This is a genomic window from Campylobacter sp. P255 (genome assembly GCF_003627915.1).
Classification (GTDB): Bacteria; Campylobacterota; Campylobacteria; order Campylobacterales; family Campylobacteraceae; genus Campylobacter_D.
Genome location: NZ_NREN01000001.1, coordinates 220,641 through 232,378, shown reverse-complemented (window position 1 = coordinate 232,378; position 11,738 = coordinate 220,641). Strand labels below are relative to the sequence as shown.

At 30.4% G+C, this 11,738-nt stretch carries 16 protein-coding genes; 10 read left to right on the top strand and 6 right to left on the bottom strand.

All coding sequences use genetic code 11. From position 1 onward, the window contains the following. Nucleotides 1-42: 42 nt before the first annotated feature. From CKA54_RS01155 to CKA54_RS01135, 5 genes are read left to right on the top strand one after another with little or no spacing between them, the layout of a single operon-like run. Nucleotides 43-402, top strand: coding sequence for a CoA-binding protein (locus CKA54_RS01155; RefSeq protein ID WP_120759303.1), 360 nt, complete (start codon nt 43-45; stop codon nt 400-402). Between the two features lie 5 nt (nt 403-407). Beyond that, complete coding sequence (gene ilvA, locus CKA54_RS01150) at nt 408-1,619, top strand: threonine ammonia-lyase (RefSeq protein WP_120759259.1); 1,212 nt, start codon at nt 408-410, stop codon at nt 1,617-1,619. Between the two features lie 48 nt (nt 1,620-1,667). Next, nucleotides 1,668-2,159: a PAS domain-containing protein gene (locus CKA54_RS01145; RefSeq protein ID WP_120759258.1), complete on the top strand. Its 492-nt coding sequence runs from the start codon at nt 1,668-1,670 to the stop codon at nt 2,157-2,159. Nucleotides 2,160-2,218: 59 nt separating this feature from the next. Further along, nucleotides 2,219-2,710 (top strand): PAS domain-containing protein, encoded by a 492-nt coding sequence (locus CKA54_RS01140; RefSeq protein ID WP_120759255.1) that lies wholly within the window; start codon nt 2,219-2,221, stop codon nt 2,708-2,710. Between the two features lie 15 nt (nt 2,711-2,725). Next, nucleotides 2,726-4,099, top strand: coding sequence for a methyl-accepting chemotaxis protein (locus CKA54_RS01135; protein ID WP_120759254.1), 1,374 nt, complete (start codon nt 2,726-2,728; stop codon nt 4,097-4,099). A 16-nt stretch (nt 4,100-4,115) separates the two neighbouring features. Here the strand turns inward: CKA54_RS01135 and lon are convergent, their stop codons facing one another. Both lon and CKA54_RS01125 read right to left on the bottom strand, forming a co-directional pair. After that, the gene (lon, locus tag CKA54_RS01130) at nt 4,116-6,491 is read right to left on the bottom strand and encodes an endopeptidase La (RefSeq protein ID WP_120759252.1); all 2,376 of its coding nucleotides are present in this window, start codon (nt 6,489-6,491) and stop codon (nt 4,116-4,118) included. Further along, nucleotides 6,491-7,147 carry an outer membrane protein assembly factor BamD gene (locus CKA54_RS01125; protein ID WP_120759250.1) on the bottom strand — a complete coding sequence of 219 codons (657 nt, stop codon included), beginning with the start codon at nt 7,145-7,147 and terminating at the stop codon, nt 6,491-6,493. Before CKA54_RS01125 ends, lon begins: the two co-directional genes overlap by 1 nt. Before the next feature lie 178 nt (nt 7,148-7,325). Here CKA54_RS01125 and fliW point away from each other — a divergent pair, with 178 nt between their 5' ends. Genes fliW through CKA54_RS01100 form a run of 5 tightly spaced genes read left to right on the top strand, consistent with a single transcriptional unit; the run spans nt 7,326 to nt 9,873 of the window. Beyond that, nucleotides 7,326-7,721 carry a flagellar assembly protein FliW gene (gene fliW, locus CKA54_RS01120; protein WP_120759248.1) on the top strand — a complete coding sequence of 132 codons (396 nt, stop codon included), beginning with the start codon at nt 7,326-7,328 and terminating at the stop codon, nt 7,719-7,721. Beyond that, nucleotides 7,721-8,449: a pyrroline-5-carboxylate reductase gene (locus CKA54_RS01115; RefSeq protein WP_120759247.1), complete on the top strand. Its 729-nt coding sequence runs from the start codon at nt 7,721-7,723 to the stop codon at nt 8,447-8,449. Before fliW ends, CKA54_RS01115 begins: the two co-directional genes overlap by 1 nt. After that, nucleotides 8,446-8,742, top strand: a complete 297-nt coding sequence (locus tag CKA54_RS01110) for a hypothetical protein (protein WP_120759245.1) — start codon at nt 8,446-8,448, stop codon at nt 8,740-8,742. Before CKA54_RS01115 ends, CKA54_RS01110 begins: the two co-directional genes overlap by 4 nt. Beyond that, entirely contained in the window at nt 8,726-9,454 is a 729-nt protein-coding gene (locus tag CKA54_RS01105; RefSeq protein WP_120759243.1) for a type II secretion system protein, read from the top strand. Before CKA54_RS01110 ends, CKA54_RS01105 begins: the two co-directional genes overlap by 17 nt. Next, nucleotides 9,451-9,873, top strand: coding sequence for a hypothetical protein (locus tag CKA54_RS01100; protein WP_120759241.1), 423 nt, complete (start codon nt 9,451-9,453; stop codon nt 9,871-9,873). Before CKA54_RS01105 ends, CKA54_RS01100 begins: the two co-directional genes overlap by 4 nt. On the opposite strand, the gene CKA54_RS01095 is transcribed toward CKA54_RS01100, so the two are convergent. From CKA54_RS01095 to rpsF, 4 genes are read right to left on the bottom strand one after another with little or no spacing between them, the layout of a single operon-like run. Then, nucleotides 9,855-10,496, bottom strand: coding sequence for a MarC family protein (locus CKA54_RS01095; RefSeq protein WP_120759239.1), 642 nt, complete (start codon nt 10,494-10,496; stop codon nt 9,855-9,857). The genes CKA54_RS01100 and CKA54_RS01095 overlap by 19 nt on opposite strands. Nucleotides 10,497-10,542: 46 nt before the next feature. Continuing rightward, the gene (gene rpsR, locus CKA54_RS01090) at nt 10,543-10,803 is read right to left on the bottom strand and encodes a 30S ribosomal protein S18 (protein WP_039618521.1); all 261 of its coding nucleotides are present in this window, start codon (nt 10,801-10,803) and stop codon (nt 10,543-10,545) included. A gap of 11 nt (nt 10,804-10,814) precedes the next feature. Further along, the gene (locus CKA54_RS01085) at nt 10,815-11,342 is read right to left on the bottom strand and encodes a single-stranded DNA-binding protein (RefSeq protein ID WP_120759237.1); all 528 of its coding nucleotides are present in this window, start codon (nt 11,340-11,342) and stop codon (nt 10,815-10,817) included. 3 nt (nt 11,343-11,345) lie between these two features. Further along, nucleotides 11,346-11,720 carry a 30S ribosomal protein S6 gene (gene rpsF / locus CKA54_RS01080; RefSeq protein ID WP_120759235.1) on the bottom strand — a complete coding sequence of 125 codons (375 nt, stop codon included), beginning with the start codon at nt 11,718-11,720 and terminating at the stop codon, nt 11,346-11,348. Nucleotides 11,721-11,738: the final 18 nt, after the last annotated feature.

Genomic DNA, 11,738 nt, shown 5'->3' with positions numbered 1-11,738 from the left:
AAAGGAAAAGCATTGTATGAGATAGAAAAAATACTAAGCTCTATGCAAAATATCGCAGTAGTAGGGCTTAGTCCTAACAAAACAAAGGCTTCGCATTTTGTAAGCCAGTATTTACAAAATTTAAACTATAAGATTTATCCTATTTACCCTAAAGAAGATTTTATTTTAAACGAAAAGGTTTACCGAAGTTTAAAAGAAATTCCTGATGAAATTGACACAGTTGTAATGTTTCGAAAGGCAAGTTATGCTAATGAACTTTTTGAAGATCTTTTGGCGAAAAATATTAAGAATTTTTGGATGCAACTTGGTATTATGAATGATGAAATCATGCAAAAATGTCAAAAATATGGTATAAATTGCGTTCAAGATCGTTGTATAAAAATCGAACTACAAAAAAGGTAAAATCCATGATTGAATTAAATAAAATTTATCAAGCTAAGCAAAAGATCGCAGATTTTGTATTAAAAACTCCTTTTGTACATTCTTCATTTTTAAGTGAATATTTAAATGCAGATATATTTTTAAAGTGCGAGAATTTGCAAAAAACAGGCGCTTATAAAATTCGAGGTGCATATAATACAATAGCTAATTTATCTAATGAGCAAAAACAAGCAGGTGTGATTGCTGCTAGTGCAGGAAATCACGCACAAGGCGTAGCTATTAGTGCAAGAAAATTTGGTATAGAGGCAGTGATTGTAATGCCTGAGGCAACCCCTTTGTTAAAAGTAAGTGCGACTAAAAATTTAGGTGCAAAGGTGATTTTAAAGGGTGATAACTTTGATGAGGCTTATGCTTATGCATTAAATTATGCCAAAGAGTATAATTTAAATTTTATCCATCCTTTTGAAAACGAAAGCATTATGGCAGGACAGGGTACTTTGATGCTTGAAATGCTTGATGAGATTAGCGATTTAGATATGATACTAGCACCAGTTGGAGGTGGGGGTTTAATTAGTGGTGTAGCAAGTGCTGCAAAGCAAATTAATCCTAATATAAAAGTCATAGGAGTGAGCGCTAAGGGTGCTCCTGCAATGTATGAAAGTTATAAAAATAAACAAATTATTAATTCAAAATCAGTTAGAACTATAGCTGATGGTATTGCGGTGCGTGATGTGAATAAAATCAACTTTGATATTATTCTTGAGTGTGTGGATGATTTTATCCAAGTAGATGATGAGGAAATTGCAAATGCGGTGTTGTATTTGCTTGAAAAACATAAACTAACCGTTGAGGGCGCTGGAGCTTCAGCAGTAGCTGCATTATTGCATAAAAAGATAAATTTAAAAGAGTATAAGAAAATTGGTGTGATTTTAAGTGGTGGTAATATCGATGTGCAAATGCTAAATATCATCATAGAAAAAGGTTTATTTAAAGCCTTTAGAAAAATGCACATTAATGTAACCTTAATCGATAAACCAGGGGCTTTGAGTGCCTTAAGTGATGCTATAAAAGAAGTTAAAGCAAATATAGTCAAAATTGATTATGATAGATTTTCTACTAAATTAGACTACGGCGATGCAATGATTTCTATCACTTTAGAGACAAAGGGTAAAGAACATCAAGAATTGGTTCGAAAAATTCTTTTTGAAAAGGGATTTAATTTTAACGAAATTTTATAATAAATGAAATATAATGCATTATAAATAAAATCACAATTAAGGATGTCAATGTCGCGAGAAAAAATTCTAGAGCCAGATACACTTATAACCTCTAAAACAGATTTAAAGGGCAATATTATATATGCTAATGATGATTTTTTAAAATATGCGGGTTATAAAATGCAGGAAATTTTATATAAACCACATAATATCGTTCGTCATCCTGATATGCCAAAAACAGTTTTTAAGTGCTTATGGGATTATATACAAGATGGCAAGGAAATATTTGCTTTTGTAAAAAATAAAACCAAACAAAATGATTATTACTGGGTTTTTACAAATGTTACAGCTTCTTTTGATTCGCAAGGGAATATTATTAGTTATTATTCGGTTAGAAGAAAACCTAAAAGAGAAGCTATACCCACTATAGAACAAGTGTATAAAATTCTTTTAGAGGTTGAGCAAGATGGTGGTATTAAAGCAGGGGTTGATGAGCTTGAAAAAATAATAAAATCTTACGGTATGAATTACAATCAGTTGGTTTTGAATCTTCAAAGGTAAGATTTATAAAAACTAAGATATAATTACTCTTTTTTTTAAATTAAAATAAAAGGTTGGTTATGTCTTCAGAAAAAATTTTAACTTCAGATGTTTTGATCACATCAAAGACAAACTTAAGAGGTGAGATTATCTATGCTAATGAGGATTTTTTAAATTACTCTGATTATAAAATCGATGAGATTTTATATAAACCCCACAGCATTATGCGTCATGCAGATATGCCTAGGACGGTTTTTAAATATTTATGGGATAATATCCAGCAAAAAAAAGAAGTTTTTGCTTTTGTTAAAAATAAAACAAAATTCAATGATTATTACTGGGTGATTGCAAATGTTACTGCTTCGTGTGATGCAAGTGGAAATATTTTAAATTATTATTCGGTAAGAAGAAAACCAAAAATAGAAGCCGTAAAAACAATTGAGGAAATTTATAAAGTTCTTTTGAGAAAAGAAAAGGATAATGGTATAAAAGCAGGGCTTGAGGAACTAAATGCGGTGGTGAAATCTTACGGAATGACTTATAATGAATTAATAATGAGTCTTCAGAAATAATTAAAAGGATTTTTAATGAAAAATATTTTACTTATTGGTGCTGGTTTAAGCATATTGGCTTGTGGGAGCTCTTTGTATTTTGCAGAGCATGTTTCATTTGGATTTTTTTTGATTTTATTTGTTTTGCTTGGATGTGCCTTAGTTGTTTTAAGAAAAGAAGAACAATTCAGTGATAAAATTTTAGTTCTTAGTAGAGAGATTAAAAATGGAAATTTTGATTCTAGAATTGTTTATATCAAATGTTACAATAAAAAATTTAAAGAAATTGCAGACAATCTTAACAATACCATAGATGGTCTAGAAGCTTATTTTAGAGAAATTAACGCTTCAATTGCTTGTGTGCAAAAAGGTGAGTATTTTAGAAGAGCTATTCCTGAGGGCTTAAAAGGTATTTTTGTGCATAATATCAACTTTATTAATAAAGCTTTAGATGAAATAGAAAAGACTGGTAAAATGGTGTTTAAAAATGCACTATCTAGAGAGCTTATGGATTTAAGCCTAAACAGTCAAAATCAAAACTTACTAAAATTATCTACTAATCTTAATGCAATCATTAGGCTTATGAGAAGAGTTTTTCAAGACGTGAAGCTTATTTCTGATACTGCACAAAAAAATGGTATTGAGATTGGTGGTTTGCAAGAGTCTATAGGATTTATGATGCAAGTTGCAAATGAAAGTAAAAATACTGTAGATACTTTTGCTTCTAACTCACAAAACATCAATGCAATTGTTGAAGTTATTAGAGATATTGCAGATCAAACTAATTTACTTGCTTTAAATGCTGCTATAGAAGCTGCTAGAGCAGGAGAGCATGGACGTGGTTTTGCGGTGGTTGCTGATGAGGTGAGACAACTTGCTGAAAAAACCCAAAAAGCAACAGGTGAGATTACTCTAGCGATTCAAGTTATGAACCAAGAAATTGGATCAATACAAGAAAATAGTGAAAAGGTTTATGGTATTGCAAGCTCTTCTGATGCGAAAATTTTGGATTTTAGTCAAGCATTTAAAGATCTTGAAAATAAAAGCTTGCGCTTAGGGGAAGATTTTGTTAGTTTTGCTTCAGATTTAACTCTTTCTGCTATGAAGATAGATCATATTTTATATAAATCTGATGTATATTTAACACTTAATGGTTCTCAAGATAGACTTCAAAATTTAGATCCTATTTCTATCTTATGTAAAGATGAAGATGCAAAAAGTATTTTTTGTCCTTTGATTCCACCTAGAGAGTTAGAAGCTAAAAGTCAGTTGATACAAAATGTTGCAAATAAAGCAGTTGAGCTTTCTAAGAAAGATAATATAAGTAAAAATGATTATGATCATATTATGAATGATATACAAGAATTAGAAAAAGAAAGTAGGGTTATCATGGATAAGCTAGAAGCTTAAGAGCTTCTAGTTTTACTTATACAAGAGCTATTTTTAAAACTTCACTTAAAGTCTTCACACCTATAATTTTCATATTTTTAACCACTTCTTCAGGAATATCTTTTAAATCTCTCTCGTAATTTTTGTGTGGAATGATAGCTGTTTTAATATCTGCTTTGTATGCGGCGATCAATTTTTCTTTTAAGCCTCCTATTGGTAAGACATTTCCCATTAGGTCGATTTCTCCAGTCATTGCCACATCTGATCGAACTTTTTTATCACTAAAAATTGATGCAATGGCAGTGGTGATAGTAATACCCGCGCTTGGCCCATCTTTTGGTGTGGCGCCATCTGGTACATGAATGTGAAGATTGTATTGATTATAAATGCTTTCATCTTCTTTATAGGAAAGATTTTTTGGTGTATTAATTTGCCCCTCATCGATTAAATTTTTAATAAGACTTTGGGCAATTTTTGCTGATTCTTTCATCACATCACCCAAGCTTCCTGTAAGGGTTAATTCGCCTTTACCTTTAATTTTAATCGCTTCGATTTTTAGTACATCACCACCTACTGCAGTCCATGCTAGACCGTTGACTTGTCCTATTTTATTTTCTTTTTCATGTTTTTCGATCTCAAAAACTTTTTTATTTAAAAAATCTTTGAGATTTTGGGTAGTGATTTGAATACTAGTGTCATCTTCTAGTAAAAGTTTTTTGACACATTTTCTGCATACTTCTGCAACTTTTCTTCTTAAATTTCTTACACCCGATTCTCTTGTGTATTCAGTGACTATTAATTCTATAGCTTCATCATCAAAGCTAATTTCATTTTCTTTTAACCCGTGTTTTTTTATTTCATCAGGTATGAGATAGTTTTTTGCTATTTGGAATTTTTCTTGTGGGGTATAAGAACTAAGCTCAATAAATTCCATTCTATCTTTTAGTGCAGGTGGAATTAAACTTGCATCATTTGCAGTAGCAATAAAGATGATTTTACTTAGGTCAATGTTGAAATTTAAGTAATAATCTCTAAATTTCGTATTTTGTTCAGGATCTAAAATTTCAAGTAAAACCGCACTTGGATCTCCTCTGTGATTACGACTTAGTTTATCAATCTCATCAAGTACAACCACAGGATTGCTTTGTTTTGCTTCTATTAGCCCTTGTATAATACGCCCTGGCATTGCTCCTATATAGGTTCTTCTGTGTCCTCTTAGTTCATTTACATCTTCTAAGCCACCTAAGGCTATGCGGACTAATTCCCTTTTTAATGCCTTGGCAACTGAATTAGCCAAAGAGGTTTTACCAACACCCGGAGGGCCTACTAAACATAAAATAACCTTTGCACCATCTCTGTCTTTGATTTTACGTTTTTCCAAAAGCTCTTTTACTGCAAAATACTCCTCAATGCGCTCTTTTGGTTTTTCTAGAGCATAGTGGTCGCTATTGAGTTGTAAGGATACATCTTTTAAGTTAAGTTTTTTCTTTGAAGAGTGTTCAAAAGGTATATCTAAAACGGTTTCAATGTAAGTTTGCACCATAGATGCTTCTGAATTGTCTTGATGAATTCTTTCGTATTTTTGAATTTGTTTTCTGATCTCTTTGTAAGCATCTTCATACATAAAAGCTTTTTTCTTTTCTAGCTTTTTGTTGTATTCTTCCACTTCGCTTTCTTTTTGTATATCACTTCCAAGCTCTCTTTGAATTTGCTTGAGCTGTTCTTTTAGGAAGTATTCTTTATTGACTTTATCTATTTTAGAATGAACTTTATTTTTGATTTCTTTTTGAATTTTATTTGCTTCAATTTCTTTAGCTAAATAATCGATCAAATTTAATAGTTTGGTTTCTAAATTAGTTTCAATGAAAAACTCATAAGCTTGTTGTTTTTTGATTTTGATAGAATTGAGTATCAAATCACAAATTCTACTAGGTTCAACATCTTCTTCTATAGTTCGTAAAAGATCAGGTGGAAAATAATGGCTAACCGTAGATAAAGCTTTAGCTTTTTCTCTGACTACTTCAATAATAGCTTCTTTTTTTGTATTGCAAATAGGCTCTTGATGGATTAAATCTACTAAGGCAAATAAAGGATCATCTGAAATTTTATCTACAATTTTAGCTTTAGCATAACCTTGAAATAAAATTTTAATCCTACCATCGGGTAGTGGAACTTTTCTCATGATTGTTCCAATCACCCCACAGTCATAAATATCATCAAAGCCACGTCCACCTTCAATCTTTGAAGGTGCAACAAAGATCATGCTTTCATTTTGCAAAGCAGTATCTAAAGCTTTGATGTTTTGCATATCATTTAAAAAAATTGGTGTAATCATAAAAGGGTATAAAAAAAGCTCATCTTCTACAAGTACGGGAAGTTTTGCTGGATAATTTTGAGTATTTTCTAGTTTCATTACATTATACCTTCTTCAAATATTTTTCTATACCATGGAAGTTCTGGTTTGATCATTTCGATTGTGTTAAAATCGGAATTTTCTATTTTTTGCTTATAAATTTCATAACTTTGTTCTCTATCTTTTTTTTCATATAATTTTGCAATGCTTGTATCAAGATAAAAAACCGCAAGATTAAATTTGGTTAACATGGTGTCAATGAGATCATTATATTGTATATTAGGATAGTTTTGGTTGTACTCTTTGATTTCTTCTATGGTTTTAAGCATTAATGCTTGATTGCGATTTGGAACTGCAAAAGAGTCAAATTTAGCTTTGATTTTTAAATATCTTATGTATGCGATATTTTTAGAATCACCAAATTTATTTAAATATTCATCAAGATAAAAATTTGCCATTTCATATTCTTCTTCATTAATATGAGCTTGTGCTAAGATAAGCAAAGTTTGTTCTAGTAAAGGATCAGCAATATGTTCAGCTGCCATGGAAGTATAGTGCTTATCAGCTGCTTCAAGATTTTTTTCTTGTAAATCTTTAATGATTTGTTGATACCACTCCATAGAACTAAGATTATATAAATCTTCTGCTTTTTTAGAACTGCATGCCCCTAAGAATAATCCTATTATTATAAGCGAAAAAATAAAAATTTTTTTCATATATATCACCTTGTAAATTTAATAATTTATAATTATAATGTTTTTATGTTTATGAAAATGTTAATTTTAAAAAATTCAATTTTACATTCAAAATACAAATTTGATAAAAATTTAAAATTTGGAACTAAAATTGCTTAAAGATTTGTAATTTCTTAGTCAATAGATTTTAGGAGGCAAAATGAACTTAGAAGTTAAATGTCCTATTTTGGGTTTTGAAGATACCAAAAATATGAATTTTTACAAGATAGATGAGGTTTTTTATAGATTAAAGAGCCTTGATGGTAAAGATTTTTCTTTCGTGATGATTGATCCTTATATGATTCGCCCTGATTATGATTTTGAAGTTCCTGATTATTATCAAGAGTTGTTAGCTTTAAATGAGCAGACTAATTTTGGTGTATTTGTTATCGTGGCTATTAATGAACCATTAGAGGAATCTACTGTTAACTTTCTAGCGCCTGTTGTGATGAATTATGATAATAACTCATTAGTGCAAGTAATTTTAGATACAAGTAAATACCCTAATTATTTTCAATCTGAAAAGATTTCGGCTTTTATCAAACAGTCAAAATAATGTCCGAAATTTATATTTTAGGAAATGGCGCTATGGCTAGTGCTATAGCAAAAGGTATAAGCGATGCTTATGAAGTGATAATAGTTGCAAGAGATTTAAAAAAGGCAAGTAGTTTAAATTTTAAAGTCATATCATATGATGAGTTTGATATGGAAAATAAAAATGTTATTTTGGCTTTTAAACCTTATGCTTTAGAATCAGTAGCTACTCAATTAAAAGGCAAAGCAAGGTGGCTTGTTTCGGTTTTAGCAAAGACTACTTTTGAGCAACTTAGTAGTATTAAAGCGCAAAATTATATTAAAGTCATGCCAAATACCGCAGCAGAATTTAAGGCATCTACAACTGCGTATTTGATGAAAAATGATTTGTTTAAAGATGAGGTTTTGGCGTTATTGGGTACTTTTGGAAAAGCTATAGCATTGCAAAATGAAAAAGAATTTGACACAGCAATGGTTTTAAGTGGATGTGCTCCAGCTTTTTTAGCTTTAGTGGCAGAAAGTCTAGCTAATGCAGGTGTTAAAAATGGTTTAAAAAATGAGCTTAGTTATGAGCTTACGCGTGCTTGTTTTGAAAGTTTCAGTGCTTTGTTTAACCACTCTCATCCAGCAATTGTAAAAGAAAAAATTTGCTCTCCTGCAGGAGTTACAATTAAAGGAGTTGAAGCTTTGGAAAAAAAAGCTTTGCGTGGAGCTTTTTTTGAAGCTTTTGAAGCAAGTTTAGGTCAATGAAGCAAGCTTTTAGTCTCCTAGAGCTTGCTTTTTGTATTGTTATTTTATCTTCTATTTTTGGTTTTTATTATCTGATTTTTTTGGGTAAATCTTTCAATTTAATACATTTAAATCAACTTCTTTTTAATGAAGAAAAGGCATTGTTAGAATATAATCCCTTGTATCAAAGAGGTGAGATTGATATCAATCATCATCTTTTTTTAGAGTATTCTAGTGAGAAATTTCATCTGAAATCTTTAAAAGCTAAAGATGAATCATACAAAAAAGCCTTTTTAGATGAAAAAAGCTTTTAGTTTGTTAGAACTTGTATTAAGTTTGATTATTTTGGGCGTTTTAATTGTGGTTTTAGCTAGACCTGGCGTAGTGCTTTATGAATATGCTTTTAAGGTAAAAAAGACAAATGAAATTTTTTCAGATATTAATCAAGCTTTGCTGAGTATAGAAAAAATATACCAAACATGCATAGATGTAAAACACACAAAGCATTCTCTAGAATGCTATATGGGTGCAAATGATGATATTTTCTATGATTTATCTTTGAAAAAGTTTAATTTTAGCGGTGTTATTTTAGATGATAACCAAAGCTTTATTAGCCCCAAGAGTCATTTTCACTTTATAGAAAATGGTATTTCAAAAGGCGTGTTAAGCCACTATAAAGATATAGTGGCAAATAAAAAATTAAAAATATACCCTGATGATTATATTTATTTATATGATTTACAACATCAAAAATTAAGAATGATTTTAGCAGATGATAAGGAAAAAATTCATTTTATTGGTGAAAAATGGAGTGGGTTTTATAGTGTGGTTTATGCTTATGTGAAAGTGTATTTTGAAGATGAAAAAATTTACATTCAAGTTGGAGATTTAAATCATAAACAAAAAAGATTTTTACTAATGCAGGATGTTTTTCAACTTGAATTTACGCAAGAATCCAAAGCATTGAAAGCTACAATTTGTAGTAAAAAACAAAATGAATGCTTGAGTAAATGGATGTTTTTATGAAACAAGCATTTGCTATGGTTTATACTATTTTTTTTATTATGTTTGTTGCTTTTGTGTTAGTTTTTGTTGTAAAAATAAGCTCGTATACTCCAAGGATTATGCAAGATCTAATTCTTTATACACAAGGAAAAATTTTAGTATTAAATTCTAAAGAAATGTCAAAATATTTTTTGTATCAAGCATATTTAGAAGGCAAGGAGTGTATTGAGCAAATTAACTTTAAATACAACAATGCTACAGTGCAAATAGACTATGCTTATCCGCTAGGGAGATGTGAAAATGGGCAGTTGCTGTTAGACTATGAAGTAACAAAAGCTATAGTAGCTGTTAATGTAAGTGTGCTTTTAAATGAAAATAAAAGCGTGAATGAAGAAGTTTTTTTGCAAAGAAGTTTTTTTATCTACCCTAAATTAGATTGAATATATGTTTCAATTCCAACGGCTATCATTTTTACACCCATTGCCATAATAAAGACTAGTGCAATACGAGAAAAAACATAAAGAACTAGTTTGCCAATAACTTTTTCAATAGTAGCTGAAAAATGAAATAATACAAATATAAAAATAAAAGTAAGTAATACAGAAGCTACAGCTATACCTAAATTTTGATCTTCTGAAATCACTACTATAGTAGACAGGGTCCCAGGTCCTACAAGCATAGGAAATGCCATTGGCACTATACTTTTTTTAAGTAATTCTTTGTGGCTTAGGTCTTGATAATGCTGAAATTGACTACTAGATGGAGTAAAAAGTAAGTTTTTGGTACTCATGATGATCAGGATCAATCCGCCCGCAACTCTTAAGTCGTTAATATCAATCTTAAATAAAAATTTCATAATAAATGGACCTGAAAGTAGAAAAACCAAAACAATACAAAAAGCTGTATAGATAATATTTCGAAATAGTTTTTTTCTTTTATCTGCATCTAAACCTTCAGTCATTGCGATAAACTGCGGGAGATTGCCAAAAGGGTTTAAAACAGCTATGATAGCAATAGAAGCAAGTAAGATAGCATAAATTTCAGATTCTATATCTGAAAACATATTTCACCTTTATATCCCCAAGCTTATAAAGCTTGGGAGAATGCAATTATAATCCTTCAAAAGGATTAGTAACAACTTCTTTTCTATCTACAATATAAGGAATAAGTGCTACGTGTCTTGCACGTTTGATAGCAACTTCTACCATTTCTTGGTGTTTTTTACTAGTACCTGTTAAGCGGCGTGGCATGATTTTAAATCTTTCTGATAAAGCATGTTTTAACAAAGCTGTATCTTTATAATCAATAAAATCAACTTTAGCTTCTGTGTATTTGCAATATTTACGTGAATATTTTCTTTTTTCTGCCATGATATTTTCCTTTAAAATGGTAATTCTGTATCATCATCGTATTTGTCGATATCAATTTCCTTCATAGGTGTTTCTTTTTGTGGAGCTTGATATGCATTAGATGAATTTGTTCTAGTTTGGACTTGAGCATAAGGATCAAAACTTTGTTGTTGGTTAAAATTTTGATTATAACCATAGCTTTGATTATCAAAGTTATTTTGTTGAGTATTTTGTACGGTTGAACCTAGCATTTCTAAATTTTCAACTTGAATACTATGCTTAGAACGATTTTGTCCATTTTGATCGCTCCATTGCTCAAATCTTAAACGACCTTCGATTAAAACTTTACTACCTTTGTTAAGGTATTGATTTGCAATTTCTGCTGTTCTTCCAAAAAAGCTAATGTCGATAAAGCAGGTCTCTTCTCTTTTTTCTCCTGTATTGGTGCTAAATCTTCTTGTCACAGCTATAGCAGAAGAACCTATTGCGCTACCTGATGGAGCATAACGCATTTCTATGTCCCTTGTGAGATTACCTACTAAAACGACTTTGTTAAACATTAATTAGCCTTCTGTGCTTTCATTGGCTTTGATTTCTTTTTTACCTTGTTTGATACCTTTGCTTAGTTTTTCCCAAGCAGCGATTTCTTTTTTGTTTTCATATTTTACAACTAAAAATCTTATCACTTCTTCAGTAATTCTTAATACCCTTTCAAGCTCAGCGATTAAATTAGTAGGAGCTTTGAAGTAAATTACAAAATAAGTTCCTCTTTCGTATTTTTTGATTTTGTACGCAAGTTTTCTTGTTCCCATTGGAACTACGCTTTCAATTTCTGCGCCATTTTTTGTAAGGACTTCTTTTACGAATTCCAACTTAGCACTTACTTCTTCTTCTGTAAGTGTTGGTTTTAATATGAATAAAACTTCATAATGTCTCATTTGAATTTCTCCTTGTGG